13 protein-coding genes are annotated in these 20,698 nt (G+C 34.9%); 10 read left to right on the forward strand and 3 right to left on the reverse strand.

Going from position 1 to position 20,698, the window contains the following annotated elements; all coding sequences use genetic code 11:
• Positions 1–270: 270 nt before the first annotated feature.
• Positions 271–2,643, reverse strand: a complete 2,373-nt coding sequence (locus tag ACNQGG_RS06910; protein ID WP_417962468.1) for an efflux RND transporter permease subunit — start codon at positions 2,641–2,643, stop codon at positions 271–273.
• A 197-nt stretch (positions 2,644–2,840) separates the two neighbouring features.
• On the opposite strand from ACNQGG_RS06910, the gene ACNQGG_RS06915 reads away from it, so the two are divergent.
• The 6 genes from ACNQGG_RS06915 to ACNQGG_RS06940 all read left to right on the forward strand — a co-directional run bounded on the left by ACNQGG_RS06915 (position 2,841) and on the right by ACNQGG_RS06940 (position 14,084).
• Entirely contained in the window at positions 2,841–5,111 is a 2,271-nt protein-coding gene (locus tag ACNQGG_RS06915; RefSeq protein WP_416856046.1) for a cation:proton antiporter domain-containing protein, read from the forward strand.
• A gap of 2 nt (positions 5,112–5,113) precedes the next feature.
• Complete coding sequence (locus ACNQGG_RS06920; RefSeq protein ID WP_417962470.1) at positions 5,114–5,443, forward strand: DMT family transporter; 330 nt, start codon at positions 5,114–5,116, stop codon at positions 5,441–5,443.
• 71 nt (positions 5,444–5,514) lie between these two features.
• Complete coding sequence (locus ACNQGG_RS06925; protein WP_417962707.1) at positions 5,515–6,258, forward strand: sensor histidine kinase; 744 nt, start codon at positions 5,515–5,517, stop codon at positions 6,256–6,258.
• Positions 6,221–6,940 carry a LytR/AlgR family response regulator transcription factor gene (locus tag ACNQGG_RS06930; RefSeq protein ID WP_417962472.1) on the forward strand — a complete coding sequence of 240 codons (720 nt, stop codon included), beginning with the start codon at positions 6,221–6,223 and terminating at the stop codon, positions 6,938–6,940. Before ACNQGG_RS06925 ends, ACNQGG_RS06930 begins: the two co-directional genes overlap by 38 nt.
• A gap of 123 nt (positions 6,941–7,063) precedes the next feature.
• The gene (locus ACNQGG_RS06935; protein WP_417962474.1) at positions 7,064–9,334 is read left to right on the forward strand and encodes a cation:proton antiporter; all 2,271 of its coding nucleotides are present in this window, start codon (positions 7,064–7,066) and stop codon (positions 9,332–9,334) included.
• Between the two features lie 538 nt (positions 9,335–9,872).
• Entirely contained in the window at positions 9,873–14,084 is a 4,212-nt protein-coding gene (locus ACNQGG_RS06940) for a T9SS sorting signal type C domain-containing protein (protein WP_417962476.1), read from the forward strand.
• A 72-nt stretch (positions 14,085–14,156) separates the two neighbouring features.
• Here the strand turns inward: ACNQGG_RS06940 and ACNQGG_RS06945 are convergent, their stop codons facing one another.
• Complete coding sequence (locus ACNQGG_RS06945) at positions 14,157–14,309, reverse strand: hypothetical protein (protein ID WP_417962478.1); 153 nt, start codon at positions 14,307–14,309, stop codon at positions 14,157–14,159.
• 8 nt (positions 14,310–14,317) lie between these two features.
• Between ACNQGG_RS06945 and ACNQGG_RS06950 the strand changes: the two genes are divergently transcribed.
• From ACNQGG_RS06950 to ACNQGG_RS06965, 4 genes are all read left to right on the forward strand, one after another.
• The gene (locus ACNQGG_RS06950) at positions 14,318–14,611 is read left to right on the forward strand and encodes a hypothetical protein (protein WP_417962480.1); all 294 of its coding nucleotides are present in this window, start codon (positions 14,318–14,320) and stop codon (positions 14,609–14,611) included.
• A 240-nt stretch (positions 14,612–14,851) separates the two neighbouring features.
• Complete coding sequence (locus ACNQGG_RS06955; RefSeq protein WP_417962482.1) at positions 14,852–15,034, forward strand: hypothetical protein; 183 nt, start codon at positions 14,852–14,854, stop codon at positions 15,032–15,034.
• Between the two features lie 152 nt (positions 15,035–15,186).
• Complete coding sequence (locus ACNQGG_RS06960) at positions 15,187–15,375, forward strand: T9SS sorting signal type C domain-containing protein (RefSeq protein WP_417962484.1); 189 nt, start codon at positions 15,187–15,189, stop codon at positions 15,373–15,375.
• 294 nt (positions 15,376–15,669) lie between these two features.
• Positions 15,670–19,527: a T9SS sorting signal type C domain-containing protein gene (locus ACNQGG_RS06965; protein WP_417962486.1), complete on the forward strand. Its 3,858-nt coding sequence runs from the start codon at positions 15,670–15,672 to the stop codon at positions 19,525–19,527.
• A 66-nt stretch (positions 19,528–19,593) separates the two neighbouring features.
• Here the strand turns inward: ACNQGG_RS06965 and bioB are convergent, their stop codons facing one another.
• Complete coding sequence (gene bioB, locus ACNQGG_RS06970; RefSeq protein ID WP_417962488.1) at positions 19,594–20,679, reverse strand: biotin synthase BioB; 1,086 nt, start codon at positions 20,677–20,679, stop codon at positions 19,594–19,596.
• Positions 20,680–20,698 lie beyond the last annotated feature (19 nt).

The raw sequence follows: 20,698 nt of genomic DNA on the forward strand, positions 1-20,698 counted from the left end.
GGCTAAACGAATGGATAGATTTGGAGTTTCAAGAAATATTTTTGAGGGATATCCTGCACCGTTTTTTTTAACCTTTTAGGTATTATAATAATGAATTTCAAGACCTACAAGGTTAAAAAAAACGGTGCAGGATAAAAGTGCGAATTGACTAAATCGATTATAAGTTACCACAATTCCCTAGCCCTGATTGAAACGGCATCCTTTTCTTGTCTCTTTTTTGAGACAAGAAAAGATAGAGTGTAAAGCGGGAAATAGCTCCAAATAAAAAAACTAATTCACTAATTCGACTTCTACAAGGTCTTCTTTTTTGGCTTTTTTCTTTTCAAAAGTCAATACCAATGCCGGTAAAACCAATAAGTTAGCAAACATGGCAAACAACAGCGTACAAGAAATCAAACCGCCAAGCGCAATGGTACCGCTAAAGCTCGAAAGTGTGAAAGTCGCAAATCCAAGAATCAATACCACCGAAGTATAGAACGTACTAATTCCGGTTTCTCTCAACGCACTGAATACTGATTTTTTGACTTTTCCGTTGTTTTGCAGTAAATCGTGGCGGTATTTTGCCATAAACTGAATCGCATTATCCACCGAAATCCCAAAAGCAATACTGAAAACCAATATCGTCGATGGCTTCAACGGAATCCCAAAATACCCCATCAATCCGGAGGTGATGCAAAGCGGCAAAACATTAGTAATTACGGACGCCATTACCATTTTTCCCGATCTGAATAAATAGGCCATTAATAGCGCTATCAAGAAAATGGCGAAAATCAAGGATTCAATAAGGTTATCAATTAAGTAAGAAGTTCCTTTTTGGAAAACCAATGCTTTTCCGGTAAGTGTCACTTCGTAACGTTCTTTTGGGAAAACTTTGTCGATTTTTTGACGCAACTGATGTTCCACTCTTGCCATTTCCACGGTTCCAATATCTTTCATGAAAGTGGTGATTCGGGCATATTGTCCCGTAGAATCCACATAACTTTTCATTAAGTTTTCTTTGGTATTTTTAGTGGCATTTTTGGCATACGAAAGGATGAAAGCCTGTTCTTGCGAAGTAGGTAACTCGTAATATTCCGGATTGCCGTTGTAATACGCTTGCTTGGAATATTTAACCAAATTTACAATAGAAATAGGTTTTGATAATTCTGGAATGGTAGCAATGGTTTCTTGCAGTTCATCCATTTTTTTCATCGTGGACAACTTCATAACCCCTTTTTTACGTTTGGTGTTAATCATGATTTCCAATGGCATAACGCCGTTGAATTCCTTTTCGAAGAAAACAATGTCTTTAAAGAAAGAGGCGCTTTTTGGCATTTCACCAATCAAACTTCCCGAAACTTTCATTTGTGAAACCCCAATTACGCTAAATAAAAGTAGTAAAGCGTAGATGATATAAATCGTTTTTCGTTTGTATTTTACAATGTTCTCCACCCAATCCAACAACGTTGAAATGTAAGTTTTGCTCAAGTGATACAGGTGTTTTTCCTTTGGTAAAGGCATAAAACTATAAAAAATTGGCACAACAACCAGCGTCAACAGGTATACGGAGATAACGTTGATGGAAGTCACCAATCCAAATTCAAAAAGTAAGTCGTTACCCGTAATCATAAATGTGGCAAAACCGGCAGCTGTTGTTAAATTCGTCATCAGCGTAGCAACACCAATTTTGGAAATTACACGTTGTAAGGCTTTGGCTTGATTATTATGCAGTTTTATTTCCTGTTGGTATTTATTAATCAGGAAAATACAGTTTGTAATCCCAATAACAATAATCAATGGCGGAATAATAGCCGTTAAAATCGTGATTTTGTAATGGAATAATCCCAATGTCCCAAAAGACCACATCACTCCAAAAAGCAAAATACAAATGGATATAAATGTCGCTCGAAACGAACGGAAGAATAAAAAGAATATTAAGGAAGTAATGAACAAAGCTGCACCAATGAAAAGACCAATTTCGCCTTTCATGTTCTCTGCATTTATCGTTCGGATGTAAGGCATTCCCGAAACACGAAGATCGATTCCGGTTGTTTTCTCGAATTTATCGATTTTTGGAACCAGATTGTCAATGATGAAAGTCTTTCTTCCTGCCGTATTGACAATTTTCTTGTTTAAATAAACCGCTGAACGAATGCTTCCCGATTGTTTATTGAATAATAATCCTTCGTAAAAAGGGAGGCTGTTAAAGAGTTCGTTTTTTATTTTCTGTAAATATCCTGGGTTTACAGTTTGGGTTTGGTCGATAAGCGGCACCAATTCAAATTTTTCTTCTGCTTCGTTTTTTTGTAATTTTTTTAAATCATTCAAAGAAACGACTAGTTCTACTTCTTTGGAATTTTTTAAACCAGTCATCAATTCATTCCAGGCAGCAAAAGCTTTTGGAGTGAAAAAAGTGTTGTCTTTGAAACCGATAACAATCAAATTACCTTCTTCACCGAACTTGTTTAAAAAATCTTCATATTGTTGATTTACAGTGTGTTTTTTAGGAAGTAAATTGGCTTCGGTATATGTCATACCCAGGTTTTTCCATTGCAATGCCAGAAAAACGGTTAGGGCAAGAATAATTCCTAGGATTACGATTCTATTTTTAAGTACAATTCGGGCGATTAATTCCCAAAATCCTACTGTTATTTTCTTTTTCATAGCTGTTTTAAAAATGCATGCAAATGTAATGAAAACCGTTATAAATCATAAAGTTTAAAGCAAACTTTTTCTATTGTTACAGGGATAATCCTTTGTTTTTTATTTTACATTAATATAATTTATGAGATATAAATTATATATTTGGTTTTCTCATCTTTGCATTTTTAAAAGAGGAGTAAGTTCACATAAAAATAAATATGAAAAACTACAAAAATGCATTATTTTATTTCGGTGTAACCGGTGGTTTCACTGCTTTAATGTATTGGATTATTAAAAAAGGAAAACATTTAGAAGGAAGTAAAAAAATTACCGGTGCTACAAGTGAGAATGGTTCTTGGAATGATTTTATAGCTTCTATGCAACATAGTTTTCAAGATCCTTTAGCGATACTTTTAGCCCAAATTATAACGATAATACTTGTAGCCCGTTTTTTTGGCTGGGTTTTTAAAAAAATTGGGCAACCCTCAGTTATAGGGGAGATTATAGCCGGTATTGTTTTAGGTCCCTCTTTATTAGGGATGTATTTTCCTGAATTTTCAGCTACATTGTTTCCGGTGGAATCGTTAGGGAATTTAAAGTTTTTAAGCCAAATAGGATTGATACTTTTCATGTTTGTCATAGGCATGGAACTCGATTTGAAAGTATTAAAAAATAAAGCTAATGAAGCCGTTGTAATTAGTCATGCCAGTATAGTTATTCCTTTTGCACTGGGGATTGGGTTAGCTTACTTTGTTTACAATAGATTTGCTCCCGAAGGCGTAAAATTTCTTTCCTTTAGTTTGTTCATGGGAATTGCGATGAGTATAACTGCTTTCCCTGTCTTGGCGCGAATCGTTCAGGAAAGAGGAATCCATAAAACTAGGTTGGGCGCGATTGTTATTACCTGCGCTGCTGCTGATGATATTACTGCTTGGTGTATTTTGGCGGTGGTAATTGCGATAGTAAAAGCGGGTACATTCGTTAGTTCATTATATATCATTTCACTGGCTATAATATATGTTCTATTGATGATTTTTATTGTAAAACCTTTTTTGAAAAGAATAGGGGATTTATATGGAACTAAGGACAGTATAGTAAAACCGGTTGTAGCCATCTTTTTTCTGGTTCTGATACTTTCATCATATGCAACTGAAGTTATTGGTATTCATGCACTTTTTGGGGCTTTTATGGCAGGAGCTATTATGCCGGATGTTCCAAAATTCAGATCTATATTTATTGAGAAAGTCGAGGATGTAGCCTTGATACTTTTATTGCCTTTGTTTTTTGTTTTTACAGGTTTAAAAACGGAGATCGGACTTCTTAATGATCCTTATTTATGGAAAGTGACGGGATTTATTATTCTGGTTGCGGTAGTCGGGAAGTTTTTAGGGAGCGCTTTAGCTGCTAAATTTGTAGGTCAGAGTTGGAGAGACAGTTTAACCATTGGTGCTTTGATGAATACCAGAGGATTGATGGAATTAATCGTGCTGAACATTGGATTAGAGCTTAAAGTGTTGACTCCCGAAGTGTTTACAATGATGGTAATCATGGCGTTGGTCACTACTTTTATGACGGGGCCGGCTTTGGACTTAATCAATTATATCTTTAAAACTAGAGATGGTGTTGACGCTGAAGAAGAAGCAAACCATAATAAATTCCGAATATTAATTTCGTTTGGTAATAATGAAAAAGGAAAATCACTTTTACGATTGGCCAATAGTTTAGTAAAGAAAACAAAAGAAACGTCCACTATTACAGTTATGCATTTGTCTTTGAGTGATGAAATGCACCAGTTTAATATGGAGGATAAAGAGAAAAATAGTTTTATTCCAATTGTTGAAGAATCTCAAATACTAAAACAGGAAATCACCACTATTTTTAAAGCGACGATTGATATTGAAACGGATATTGCTGATATTGCGAATCAAGGAGATTACGATTTGTTACTTATAGGTTTAGGAAAATCAATTTTTGAAGGCACAATCCTTGGAAAAGTAATTGGTTTTACCACAAGAATAATCAATCCGGACCGATTGATTGACAAGTTTACCGGAAAAGAGGGATTGTTTGAAAATTCCCCCTTTGATGAAAGAACCAGGCAAATTATTTCTAAAACCAAGATGCCTATTGGGATTTTGATTGATAAGGATTTGCAAAAAGTGGACGAAGTTTTTCTTCCGATTTTTAGTTCTGAAGATTCGTTTTTGTTGGATTACGCCCAGAAATTAATTTATAATAACAATTCTAAAATAGTGATTTTGGATGTAAATGGCCATATCGATTCCAATTTTGTGATTAAGAGCGCCATAAATTCTTTGGAACAAAAATATCCTAAAAATATCACTTTGATGCGAGACAAGATTCTTGAAGAGGAGTTTTTGTCAAACGAAGACTTAATGGTGATTAGTCATGAAAATTGGAAAACGCTTGTGGATTCAAGAAGTGTGTGGCTGAGAGGGGTTCCGTCAGTTTTGATTCTAAAACACTAAAGATGAACTGGATTTTATTAATTATTGGTGGTCTTTTTGAAGTGGGTTTTGCAACCTGTTTAGGCAAAGCCAAAGAAAGTTCAGGAGTTACCGCTACACTATGGTTGGGTGGGTTTTTAGTTTGTTTAACCATTAGTATGGTGTTACTTTATAAAGCCACGCAAACATTACCAATAGGAACTGCTTATGCGGTTTGGACAGGAATAGGAGCAGTGGGGACTGTTCTGGTTGGGATTTTTATTTTTAAAGAACCAGCTGATTTTTGGAGGGTTTTCTTTATCACTACTTTAATAGCCTCGATTATTGGGCTGAAATTCGTGTCGAGCCATTAAATGGGAAAATGATTTTACTTTCTAAAGTATTTTAAACATAAAATATGAATCAAATTCAAGAAAATAATGGAATGATTTATATGTTTCTGGCGATTATTCTGATACTTATAATTGCGCTTTGCTATCTTATCTATCGATTAATCCAATCAGGAAAAGCAAAAGAAAGTGTTGAGGAAAAGTTTCATTTACTGGAAATGAAAGTGAATAATTTACAGTTGGAAACATTAGAGTCCAAGCTTAATCCCCATCTTTTTAAAAATATTCTCAATTCAATTCAGTCGCATGCTTATCAAACCTATTTTGCGTTGGATAAATTAGCGAATGTGCTGGATTACATTTTATATGAAAGCCAAAAAAAGTTTGTTTCTTCAAAAGAAGAAATTGAGTTTGCACTGAATCTAATAGAAATCAATAAAATTAAAGTGAGTCCGCTTTTTGAATTGAAAGTAAAAACTAAAATCAATGAAGGCGAAATGCTTTATGAACAACGACTTTTAGCACCTTTAATTTCGATAGATTTAATAGAAAATGCGTTTAAACATGCTGATTTGCAGAGTGCTGATGCTTTTATTTCGGTGTTATTTGAATTCAAAGACAATTGTTTCTATTTGACCGTTTCGAATAAAATTTCAGACAAAAAGACCTTGAAAAAAGAACGAAGCGGTATTGGAGCAACGACATTGGAACAAAGGTTAAAAATTATATACAAAAATCAGTTCAAACTGGATAAATTTGTCGAAAATGACATTTATATCGCGCACTTAAAAATCAATCTTCTTGAATACAAAACTCAAATGCTTGCTGCTGGACGATGAATTGCCTGGATTGACGTACCTGAAAATGCTTTGTGAGCAAATTCCGGAATTAGAAATCGTAAAGGCATTCAACAATCCCGAAAAATTACTGGCAGAAATTCCAAAACTCGATTTTGATTTGTGTATTTCAGATATTGAAATGCCAGGAATGGATGGTTTGACTCTTGCGAGTTTACTGCAGAATAAATTAGTCATTTTTACCACTGCCTACAAAAACTACGCTGCCGAAGCATTTGATATTGATGCAGTTGATTATATCACAAAACCGGTTACGAAAGAGCGTTTGCAAAAAGCAGTCGCAAAGGCTTTGGAGCGGTTCAATAAACCTTCGATTACTAAAAAAGTCATTCATTTGAATACTGATAAAGGGAAGGCATTGTTGTATTTTCATCAGATTCAATACATTAGAACTGCGGGGAGTGATAGTAGAGATAAGGAAGTTTTTCTTGCTGATGGGAGCTCCTTGATTTTAAAAAATATTAATTTTGATTCTCTTTTAAGCCAGCTTCCTGAGACGGATTTTTGTAGAGTGAACAAAAAGGAGATTATTGCGATGAGGACGGTTAAATTTTTCAATCACAATGAAATTACGCTGAACCATCCGGAACAAAACGGAAAATTCACCACATTAATCTTGAGCGAAACCTATCGTTCTGATTTTTTAATAAAAGTGAAAATCTAACTTATTACAAAGTTTTCCAATCTTGTTACATTCGAAGGAAATTACCTTGTGTTTCCCTTTATTCCTCAAAAATCACTTCCCATATTTGCATCGCAAAACATTGATAATTTAAAAACAGGTTGCATGAGAAGTTTTAAAAATTCATTTTTTTATCTGATAATTATAGGCGGATTTTCTGCTTTGATGTATTGGATTGTCCTAAAAGGGAAAACGTTGGAAATAGGACAAAATATTGTTCGTCACCAAATAGAAAAAGGACATTGGACTGATTTCTTAACATCGATGAACCACAATTTGCAGCATCCTCTAGCCATTCTTCTGGCGCAAATCGTCACTATTATTTTGGTAGCTCGATTTTTTGGATGGGTTTGCAGAAGAATTGGGCAGCCAACAGTAATAGGGGAAATGATAGCAGGGATTGTTTTAGGTCCCTCTTTAATCGGGATGTATTTTCCTGAATTTTCGGCAATGCTGTTTCCGAAAGATTCGTTAGGCAACTTGCAGTTTTTGAGCCAAATTGGATTAATTCTTTTCATGTTTGTTATTGGAATGGAATTGGATTTAAAAGTGCTTAAAAATAAAGCCCATGACGCTGTTGTTATTAGTCACGCCAGTATTATTATTCCATTTACTTTAGGATTGGGGCTTGCTTATTTTATATATCATTCTTTTGCACCTCCAGGTGTTGAATTCCTTTCTTTTGGTTTGTTTCTGGGAATTGCCATGAGTATTACTGCATTTCCAGTTTTGGCGGGTATCGTTCGGGAACGTGGAATTCATAAAACTAAATTAGGCGCCATTGTAATTACCTGTGCCGCTGCCGATGATATCACGGCATGGTGCATTCTGGCAGCCGTAATTGCTATTGTAAAAGCAGGTTCGTTTACCAGTTCGTTATATGTTATTGCATTGGCGGTATTTTATGTAATTGTGATGCTAAAATTGGTTAGGCCTTTCCTAAAAAGAGTTGGGGATTTGAATGCTACAAAAGAAAGTATGAATAAACCCGTTGTGGCTATTTTCTTTTTGACTTTATTATTGTCTTCTTATGCGTCAGAGTTAATAGGAATTCACGCTTTGTTCGGGGCATTTTTGGCTGGGGCAATTATGCCGGAAAACAGTAAATTCCGGACTATTTTTATCGAAAAAGTAGAAGATGTTTCTGTTGTAATCTTACTTCCTTTATTCTTCGTTTTTACGGGTTTAAGAACCCAAATAGGATTAATCGACGATCCTTATTTATGGAAAATTACGGGCTTGATTATTTTGGTTGCAGTGGTCGGTAAGTTTTTTGGTAGTGCCCTTGCAGCAAAGTTCGTAGGCCATAGCTGGAAAGATAGTCTGTCTATTGGTACCTTAATGAATACAAGAGGTTTAATGGAATTGGTTGTATTGAATATTGGCTATGATTTAGGTGTTTTGTCCACTCAAATTTTTACCATGATGGTTATTATGGCACTGGCAACCACTTTTATGACCGGTCCGGCTTTGGATTTAATTAATTATATTTTCAAGACCAAAGGCAGTGTCATCCCAGAAGAAATTAGCAATAAAAGTAAATATAAAGTCCTGATTTCTTTTGCCACACCCGAAAAAGGAAAAAAATTGTTGAAAGTGGCTAATAGTTTGGTCAAAAAACAAAGTGGGAATACTGTTGTTACCGCAATGCATTTATCCTTGAGTTCAGAGTTGCACTCCTTTGATGTGAAAGATTATGAACGAGAAATGTTTCTACCGGTTGTTTCAGAATCTGAAAATTTAAATCAAAAAATCATTACCCTTTTTAAGGCATCAAATGATATTGATTCAGATATAACGGACACGGCTAATCAAGGCGAATATGATTTGTTATTAGTAGGTTTGGGGCAATCTATTTTTGAAGGAACATTACTGGGTAAAGTGCTTGGTTTTACGACAAGAATCATCAATCCGGATCGCTTGATTGATAAATTTACTGGAAAAGAAGGCTTGTTTGAAAACTCTCCTTTTGATGAAAGAACAAGGCAAATTATCGCCAAAAGCAAAATGTCAGTTGGAATTCTTGTGGATAAAGAATTAGATGAAATCAATCAGGTTTTCATGCCTATTTTTAGTGATGAAGATGCCTTTTTGATTGAATTTGCCCAAAAACTGATTCACAATAATGGTTCTCAAATTACGGTTTTGGATGCGGTGGGTCACATTAGAAACAATCGGAAAATCCAAGAAGGAATTCGTTCCATAGAACAAATAGCGCCCAATCACATTATGATGATGCAGGAAAGAACGATTAAAAAAGAATTTTTAGAGTACCAGGATTTGATGATCATTAGTTTAGAAAGTTGGAAAAAATTGCTGGATTCTCACAGCATTTGGCTCAATAATACGCCATCGGTATTGATTATAAAACCATGAAGATAGTTAACTAAAGTCAATAAAATCTTGCGTTTTTTTAAGTGCTAATCTGTTTTTGCAACAATATTGTCCTTGAATTAGATAAGTTGATTGGGAACGTATCGGTAAAATCCACTTAATTCCACACTTTTAAAAATTTGGTTGAGTTCTATTCCTGATACAAAAAAGCCATTTAAAGTTTTGTAATCAAAACCAACATGCCGTTCGGGTTTTTCATGTTTCCCCAAGTCATTCTACATAGAACTAAGGAAGGTTTTATTTTTTTCAAATTCCATTTCGAATTCCATTTTTCTAAATTCAAAATTGTGATAAAAATAAGATTAAAATTAATCTGCTCATATTTTTGAGATTTATTTTCAGGAAGTCTGAATTTATAGGAGTCTGTAAAGCGGTTAGATAACGGATAAATATGACATATGAACGACTTTATTGTGTAGTGTGAATTTGTTTTTTTTAATTTGTTTTTTAGTGTAAGTTTTTTCTTTTAGAAAGACATGGATTTTAGAATTAGATTTGTTTAAATACCACAAAAATATAGATGATCAAAAAAATACTCTTGGCCAAATTTAATGTTATTATATTTTTATTATTTGCTTTTTCTGTAAAAACGAATGGACAAACTTCTACATCGGGAGGAGCCTATATTTGGTCGACAGCAACATCATGGACACCAACTGTTGTTCCGGCCGATGCTATTAATGTAATAGTAAATAATCCTCTCACACTCGATCAAAATTTAACTATTGGTACTGGAAATTATACATTTAATCAAGATGTAACTGATCAGCCTGGGGGATCTAATTATAATCTTACAAATTTAAATGCTTCTGGTAGCTTAACTATTGCTTCTGGTACAACTACTATTGGAGGTGTTACTAATATTGGAGGGAATGCAACTTTTACACTGACTGTAAAAAGTGGAGCTACTTTAATAATAGGTACCTCTGGATCAACTTCTAATAATTTTTTAATTGGAAATAAAGCGAGTATTACAATAGAGCAAGGGGCAACTTTTATTGTTTATGGTAATATCGTAAATAGCAATAGTACTGGAGCCTTTATTGTCAATGGCTTATTGCAAGTGTATGGTGATTATATAACTGATAATGGGAATATTGATATTTCAGGAACCACTGGTCAGTTTTACACCACTGGTGCGATGACTACTCAAGGAAGTTCATCTCAAATCTATGGGTCTAGTAATAATTGTATTTCTAACTGTTCAGGAACTTCTCTTGGGTGTGGAACTTCAAATCCTGACAATGCATATACTGCAAAAATAGCTCCACAGAGTCAAACTGTTTGTTCTGGCGGTACGATAACTACAATGACATTTACGACAGATGCTCCCTCTCCAACTTATCAATGGGAATATTGTTTAACTGCCGGAGGAACTTATTCTACAATTTTAGGACAGACTTCGAGTAGTTATGCTCCTTCGAGTTTAACTGTTACAACTTGGTATAGAGTAAAATATACATCAAGCGCAAGTGGTTGTGGGACTAAATATTCGGCTCCTATTCCTGTTTATGTCTCAGCATCTACGTATACTCAATCGACTGCAGGGCAGACTTTATGTGGTGGGGTTTTTGGACCAATTTCTGTTTCAGCTTATGGGTCGTCTTTGACTTATCAGTGGTATAGTAATATTGGTGCTTCTAATTCTGGAGGTAGTCTTATTTCTGGAGCGACATCAAATAGCTATACCCCATCAAGTACTACTGGAGGTACTCAATATTATTATTGTGTAATAAATAGTTCTTGCGTGGTGCCTGTTAAAACTGCAGTTTCTGGAGCTTTTACTGTCAATTTGAATAGTGCAGTAGCCACTTCATCATCACCAGTACTTTGTGTTAATACATTAATGACAAATATTACACATACAACTACAGGTGCAACAGGAATTGGAACTGGCACTGGATTGCCTATGGGATTAAGCGCTTCGTGGTCTTCTAATACAATTACTATTAGTGGTACACCTACGGTAACTGGTGCTTTTAATTACAGTATTCCATTAACAGGAGGTTGTGGTACTGTAAGTGCAACGGGAATTATAACAGTGAATGGAAATAATACCGTTGGCGTAGCTTCATCTGCACCAACTTTATGTATCAATACTGCATTGACAAATATTACTCACGCCACGACTGGGGCAACAGGAATTGGAACTGCCACTTTTCCAGCTGGAGTTACAGCTGCTTGGGCATCGAATACGATCACCATCAGCGGTACACCTACAACATCGGGTTCCTTTAATTACAGTATTCCATTAACAGGAGGTTGTGGTAATGTGAATGCAACGGGAACTATAACTGTGACTGCAAACAAAACAGTAGGGATTGCTTCATCAACACCAACATTGTGTATCAATAGTACATTGACGAATATTACCCATACAACAACAGGAACAACAGGAATTGGTACAGCAATAGGTTTACCAGCTGGAGTAACTGTAGCCTGGGTATCGAATACGATAACCATAAGTGGAACACCATCCGCATCGGGTTCTTTTAGTTATAGCATTCCATTAACGGGAGGTTGTGGTGCTGTGAATGCAACTGGAACTATAACAGTAAATCCAAATGTCAATATAGCTTCAGTAACTGGGATAAGTTCATTATGTATTGGAGGTACGGCAACTTATACAGCTAACACAATAGTTTTAAGTGGTGGGACAGGGGCTTGGAATAGTAGTAATAGCGCAGTAGCAACCGTTAATGCTTCGGGATTAGTAACGGGAGTATCTGCAGGAGCTTGTGCTATTATTTATACAATAACAGGAGGCTGTGGAGGGGCAATAGAGGCTCAACAATCCGTAACAGTAAACGCTCCATCAGCCCCGGTATTTACGCAAACAGATATTACACAACCTAACTGTTCTACGAGTACAGGAAGTGTTGTTCTGAGCGGTTTGCCTGCAGGAAATTGGACGATAAATCCGGGAGCGATATCAGGAAGCACAACTACTACTACTATTACAGGTTTAAGTCCATCAACAACTAATAACTTTACCGTGACTACGGCTAATGGATGTATTTCTCCAGCCTCTGCTGATGTGGTAATGAATTTAGCCTCAGTTACTTCAACCTGGAATGGAAGTTCATGGTCGCCGAGTGCCCCGACAAGTGCGGATAAAATCATTTTTAATGGAAATTTTTCTTCAACTGCTGATCTAGTTGGTTGTTCTTGTCAAGTAAATTCAGGAATTATAGTTGTTAATTCAGGACATACTTTGACCTTAACCAATGAAGTAACTGTTTCTGGGGGATCTTTAACTTTCGAAAATAACTCTAGTTTGTTACAAATTAATGGTAATGCTAATACAGGAAACATAACTTATAAGAGAATTAATACTACTATTAGGGAAACAGATTATACGTATTGGTCTTCACCAGTTACAGCTCAAACGTTGAAAAATCTTTCTCCAAAAACTCCATCGAATTTTTTTTATTCCTTTAATGCAGCTGCTGATGATTGGAATCAAGAGAGTTCAGCTAATGTCATGTCAATAGGTATCGGTTATATCATCAGAGGGCCACATTATCCGTCAACACCGCCTCCAGGATTCTATGAAGCTCCTTTTCAAGGCGTGCCAAACAATGGAATTGTTTCTGTTCCAATTCCATTTCCAGGAAAAGAAACGTCAAATCTTATAGGTAATCCTTATCCATCTGCTTTAAATGCAGATTTATTTTTAACAACTAATAGTTCAGTATTAGATGGGACCCTTTATTTTTGGACACACAATACTGCCATTCAATTAGCTACAAATATTACTAATGCTAGTGCAGGATCTGGTGCTTATGCATACACTTCGGATGATTATGCTACTTATAATCTTACGGGAGGGGTTTCAACAATGATTGGGAATAAAGTTGGGGGTGTTGAGCAGATTTCTAACAAGCCTGCTGGTAAAATTACTTCCGGACAAGCATTTTTTGCAACAGGTATAGCTGCCGGTAATGTTGTGTTTAATAACAGTATGCGGGTTTCTGGGGGTGTTTTAGGAGTGAATAATTCCCAGTTTTTCAAGTTCAGTGATTCAAAACAAAAACCAGTTAGCCTAGCAGAAAAAAATAGGGTATGGCTTAATTTAACTAATACACAGGGCGCTTTCAAGCAAATGTTAGTTGGTTATATTCCAGATGCCACCAATGGATATGATAATGCTTTTGATGGGGAGAGTTTTGATGGGAACCAGTTTATAGATTTTTATAGTATCAACGAAAATAAAAATTTAGCTATTCAAGGAAGGACTTTACCATTTGATGAAAATGATCAAGTGCCTTTGGGCTATAGTTCTACTATCAAAGGTGTTTTTTCAATAACTATTGATGAAGTTGATGGCTTACTCGCTTCTCAGGATGTTTTTATTGAAGATAAGAATACTAATAGTGTTAAAAATCTAAAAGAAGGCGCGTATAGTTTTGCAACGGAAACGGGAGTGTTTAATGATCGTTTTGTATTGCGATATGTTAATACCAATAAAACTTTAGGGAATAGTGATTTTGAGATTTCCGATAATACAGTTTTGGTTTCTAATAAGAATAAACAAATAAAAATTAATTCATCGGCTGAAACTATGAATAATATTCAGGTGTATAACCTGTTGGGAAAATCATTATATCAGAAAACTAATGTAGATGCCAATGAGTTAGTTATTTCTAATTTAGGTATTAATCATCAAGTATTATTAGTCAAAATTATATTGCAAAACGGCAAAACAATCACAAAGAAAATAGTTTACTAAATTGATTTAAAGCATTTTATGAGAAACTCATTTTGTTTAGACAAATGGGTTTTTTTGTTTATAGTTTTAGAGTTATGCCAATGTAAATGCCTCAACTACTGTTTTTAAGCCTGGAATTGGATATGCCATTCGTTCTCCGGAAGGAGCAAATACAAGTACTCCTTCGTTCCAGTTTACGGGAGTATCTAATAATGGGATCATAAATGTTCCGGTAACCGTGAACATCAGGCTAGATGTTTGAAGTGGTAAATGTCAATTGTGAAATCCATATCCCTCAGCTATTGATGGCTGATGATTTTATTTATGCAAATATTATTGCCGAAGCTGGTACACAAACTATTTCGGGAACATTATGTTTTTGGACTCATAATCACAGCATAGTAGGTAATAATGATGATGATATCGATTACTCTACTTATACTAAAGCTGGAGGTGCCGGGGTTTCTTCCGGAACAGGAAATGAGGAAACATCAACCAAATACATTGATTCAGGTTTTTTTGTGCAAGAAAGGCTGACGGTAATGTGACTTTTGATAATTCAATGCGGGATATTAATAATGTAAATACTAATTTCTATAAGTCAGTATCAATTTCAAAAAAAACAAAATGGTTTAGATGAGACTAATAGAATTTGGCTCAATTTAACTACTAATACTTCAAACGGAAGTTAAGCATTAGTAGGTTATATAATCAATTCTACTGATGATTTTGACCCGGAGTATGATGGATTAGTATATAACGACACACAACCGTATGCTTTATATAGTTTGCTGGGAAGTGATAAATTAGCTATTCAAGCTAAATCATTATTTTTTATTACAGATATAGTTCCTTTGGGGTATGCTATAAATGGTGCTGGAAATGCTACTATTGCTATTGATCATGTTGATGGATTATTTTCTGAAGAACAAAATATCTGTCTTGAGGATAAAGCTGACTGTGGTTCATGATATTAAATTGGTGCCCTATAATTTTATATCGGCAGCATGAACTTTCAATGATTGTTTTGGATTGCGTTATATAGACAAAATTTTAGGAATCATTGATTTTGAAGTGTTTAATAAGGCGGTGTTGGTTTCTAAAGATAAAAATGAATTTAAAAATGAAGTCTGGACTTGAAAATATAAAACGAATTACTGTTTTTGATTTACTTGAAAGAAAAGTGTTTGATAAGGATGCAGTAAACAGAAACGAATTTCAAACTTCAAATATTACGTTGAATAAGCAAACGATAATAGTAAAAGTTGGATTAACTAATGGTCAGGTAATTTCTAAGAAAATTATTTGTTAGAACAATCTAATCAACTTAAATTTTTATAATCCCATCCTTTTTTATACAGGATGGGATTTTTTTTGAATCCAATAAGTAAAAATTAAGAGATTCGGTCTTTGAATTATTTATGCTGAATCTATAGCGAATGTTCAATTCCTCAGGGTGTTTTATAGTATCAATATTCATAAATAAATATCACTAAAAGTGGGTATTGTATTACAATAGTAATGTATGTAATTTTATGATGTTCTTAAAATGAAATAATTATGAATTTTTTGTCATTCATATTGAAACTATAAATCCGATATAAATTTGATAGTAAAACTGCATTTTTCCGTTATTTTTCTTAGCCTTTTTTTTCTCAGTTCAATCTATTCCCAACAAGGGAAAGTAGATGTAGCGTTTAATACCTTCGATGATGGACTTCAAGGCGATGGCTTTGATAATACAGTTAGAACGGTTTCTTTACAAACTGATGGAAAATTAATTGTAGGAGGGGATTTTTTGAATTTTAATGGTGCTGTAACTCCGTATTTATGTAGATTGTTTTTAGATGGGTCTAAAGATACTTCCTTTGGATTAGGCTCAGGTTTTAACGGAAAAATATATTGTTCGTTGCTATTGCCAGATGGTAAAATAGTTTTGGGAGGATCTTTTACCGCTTTTAATGGTACAGCTGTTGGACGATTAATTAGACTGAATAATGATGGTTCTTTTGATGCCACTTTTAATACTACACTAGCTGCAAACACTGGGATAGTCCATAATGTTGCTTTACAAAACGATGGAAGCATAATTGTTGTAGGCAGTTTTACTAAATATAATGGAGTAAATGCGAATCATATCGCCCGGGTATTACCAAACGGAAACTTAGACACTTCTTTTGTTACGGGTTCAGGAACTAGCGGCTCAGCCGAAGAACTTCAGATTCAAATTGACGGTAAAATAATTGTGGCGGGCTCGTTTATTTCATTCAACGGAACTACCTGTAACAGAATAATCAGGTTAAATACCAATGGGAGCATTGATACTACTTTTGGAATTGGAACAAGTTTTAATGGAGACATTGGAGCTCTTTTGTTACAGTCAGATGGGAAAATTTTGGTTGGAGGCGATTTTACAATCTTTAATGGAACTTTAGCTAATAAAATAATTCGGTTAAATACGAATGGTTCTATTGACGGAAGTTTTATTTCCGGATCAGGATTTAGCACTGGTGGAGTAGATATTATCAAAGTAAATCCAGTTGGCGCCATAATGGTTGGTGGTTCTTTTACTAGTACTTATAATGGAGCCAATGTCAATAGATTAGTTTTGTTAGATCCTAATGGAGTTATCAGCCCAACTTTTGACATTGGTTCTGGACCAGCAACTGCAACTGTTTATGCCATGACTGACGATTTAAATGGCTCGTGGTATGTAGGCGGTTCTTTTTCTGTTTTTGATTCCCAAAACCAAGGACGACTTGCTAGAATTGATTTGATTGGAACCTTAGATATTGGGTATCTAACTGCTGGGGTGGGTTTTGACAATTCAGTTTTAAAGATTATTTCTTTGCCGGATAATAAGACGATGGCTTTTGGGAGCTTTACTAAATTCAATGGAGTAAGTGTCAATAGAATTGCTTGTTTGTTAGAAGATGGAGCTATCGATCCCACTTTTAATTCTTCAAGTATTGGAGCGAATAATATAATTAAGAGTGCTGTTATACAGTCAGATAATAAAATTATTTTAGTGGGTAATTTTACTAGCTATAATGGAGTTGCTGCTAATAGAATAGCTAGAGTATTATCCAATGGGGATTTAAATGCTTCATTTACAACTGGCATAGGGGCTGGCAATCAAATTTATGCTGTAGCACTTCAACCTGATGGAAAAATAATTATTACTGGAAATTTTACAACTTATAATGGTATTTCTTCAAATAGAATCGCTAGAGTATTACCTGACGGAACTCTTGATTCTGGTTTTAATATTGGTTTGGGTGCGGATGCTATAGTAGAAACAGTCTTGTTACAACCAGACGGAAAAATAGTTTTAGGGGGACGATTCACAACTTTTAATGGTGTTTCGTATAATAAGATGGTGCGTTTGAATACGGATGGAAGTATAGATACGGGTTTTGTTATTGGAATTGGTTTTGATAAATACGTATATGCAATTGCCTTGCAATCGGATAATAAACTCATTATTGGCGGGACATTTTTAAATTATGGAGGCGCTTCTGCAAAAAGATTAGTTAGACTGAATAGTAATGGTAGTTTAGATGTTTCTTTTACTTCAGGAACAGGTTTTAGTAACGGTGAAATTAGGACAGTTTTGGTTCAACCTAATGACCGATTGTTAGTAGGAGGAACTTTTTCTGGAACTTATAATGGAATTGCTGTCAAACGTATGGTGCGATTGCTTGCGACTGGCGTTTACGATGCTACTTTTTTAGTAAATTTAAACAGTACATTGTATAGTATTTGTTTTACTCCAAATAATAAAGTGATGATTGGCGGGAATTTTAATTCTATTTCCGGAATAACAAAACATCGTGTCGCTAGAATTAAATTATGTGTTAATAGTTCTATTTGGGATGGAATGGCTTGGAGTAATGGCTTGCCTTCAGCTGAAAAAACCTTGGTTTTTAATGGGGATTATTCATCGTTTACCTCTGCAAATGCATGTTCTTGTTCTATTGGAATAGGGAATTCTGTTACAGTTTCAAGCGGAAATACTTTAGGTTTAATTTTTGATTATTCAGGTTCTGGAACATTAGTTCTAGAAAATAGCGCAGCTCTTTATCAATCCGAAGATCAAATTATTAACACAGGGAGTATTCGAATGAAAAGAGAAACTACTCCAATTATTAAAACGGATTATACCTATTGGTCTTCGCCTGTTTCAAAGCAAAAATTGATTGATGTATCTCCCGATACACTTTCTGATAAGTTTTATTCTTTTGATGCTTCCGCAGATAATTGGCATAATGAAACACCAGCAAATGTTATGGGTTTAGGAAACGGTTATATTATCCGGGGTCCTGAAAACTATTCAACAATTATGCCTTTTATTCATGAAGCTGTTTTTTTAGGGATTCCTAATAATGGAATTGTCTCAGTTTCAATAGGAGCAACCAATACCTCAAATCTTATAGGAAATCCATATCCATCAGCAATTGATGCTGATGTTTTTATTACAACAAATGCTGGCGTCACAGATGGAAAAATTTATCTCTGGACTCATAATACTGCTATAACAAATAATGTCTATACCTCAGATGATTATGCTGTTTATAATTTATCAGGAGGAGTAGGAACTAGTGCCGCTTTGAAATTAGGGATAAATAATACGAAACCTAATGGTAAAATTGCATCCGGTCAAGCATTCTTTGTAACAAGTATTAGTGGGGGCGGAGCAGTCGTTTTTAATAACAGCATGCGTATTGCTGGAAATAATTCTAGTTTTTTTAAATCGAATGCAATAAAAAAACAAAATCAGATAAATATTGAGAAGGATCGAATCTGGTTAAATTTATCCAATGGCGAAGGAGCTTTCAAGCAAACTTTAATTGGCTATATAGAAGGAGCGACTAATGATTATGATGCCGGTTTTGACGGAGAAAGTTTTGACGGAAATGAATACATCGATTTTTATAGTATTAATAAGAATAAGAATTTAGTGATTCAGGGTAGGGCTTTACCATTTAATGAAACAGACGTTGTTTCTTTAGGTTACAGTACAACTATTGAGGGTATTTTTACAATAAATATTGATGCTGTTGATGGATTATTATCCGATCAGGTAGTTTTTATCGAAGACAAGTTAAGCAATACAATTTTTAATTTAAAAAACGGAAGCTATTTTTTTAATACAGAAATAGGTACTTTTAATAATCGTTTTGTATTGCATTTTACGGATAAAACTTTAGCTGTGAAAACGTTTAAAACAGAGAAAGACTCCGTTTTCGTGTTTAATAAGAGCAAACAAATACAAATAAATTCAACTGCAGAAGTAATAGATAAAATTATACTATATGATTTGTCAGGAAGAAAAATATATCAAAAAAACAATATAGATAGCATTGGGTTTTCGGTGCCAAATTTTGCTTCAAACCAATCAATTGTATTAGTGAAAATTGTATTACAAAATGGACATACAGTTAACAAGAAAATTATTTATTAAGAAAAGTAATGTATAAAAAACACCATCTACTACTATCAGATGGTGTTTGTTATGTGTTTGAAAAGTCTATTTTTCTTTATTGGATGCTTCAAGATTTCTCTCGATGCTATGTCCCGGTCTTGACCATTTTGGTTTTTCACCTAACGGAGCAAATTGTGAATTTTCTGCTTCAATGGTTCGAGGCTGTGAAACTTTTGTAAATGGTTTTTGAGGTTTTAAGCCCAGCATTTCAAACATTTTCATGTCTTCGTTTACATCTGGATTTGGTGTCGTCAATAATTTGTCTCCTGCGAAAATAGAATTGGCACCAGCAAAGAAACACATGGCTTGGCCTTCGCGGCTCATGTTCATTCTTCCGGCGGATAAACGCACTTGAGTTTCCGGCATGATAATTCGAGTAGTGGCTACCATTCGTATCATTTCCCAAATTTCTACTGGTTTCTCTTCTTCCATTGGGGTTCCTTCAACAGCAACCAAAGCATTTATCGGCACTGATTCCGGTTGGGGATTAAGAGTAGAAAGAGCAACAAGCATTCCTGCTCTATCTTCAATGCTTTCTCCCATTCCAATAATTCCACCGCTACAAACGGTAACATTCGTTTTACGAACATTTTCTATGGTTTGCAAACGGTCTTCAAATCCACGTGTTGAGATTACTTCTTTATAATATTCTTCTGAAGTGTCTAAATTGTGGTTATAGGCATATAAGCCAGCTTCTGCCAAACGATGTGCTTGATTTTCAGTGATCATTCCAAGTGTACAGCATACTTCCATGTCAAGTTTGTTTATGGTACGAACCATTTCCAGTACTTGATCAAATTCAGGGCCGTCCTTTACATTTCTCCATGCTGCTCCCATACATACACGGGAAGAACCGCTAGATTTAGCGCGTAAGGCTTGTGCTTTTACTTGGCTAACCGACATTAAATCATTGCCTTCGACAGCAGTATGGTAACGTGCTGCTTGTGGACAATATCCACAATCTTCCGGACAACCGCCTGTTTTTATGGATAATAAAGTTGAAACTTGAACAACGTTAGGGTCATGATGTTCTCTATGAATTGAAGCTGCTTCAAAAAGCAAATCCATCATAGGTTTATTATATATTGCGATAATTTCGTCTTTCGTCCAGTTATGTTTTGTGATGCTCATCGATACGATTTTTTGATGC

Origin of the sequence: Flavobacterium esculini (genome assembly GCF_048284325.1) — a bacterium.
GTDB lineage: Bacteria > Bacteroidota > Bacteroidia > Flavobacteriales > Flavobacteriaceae > Flavobacterium.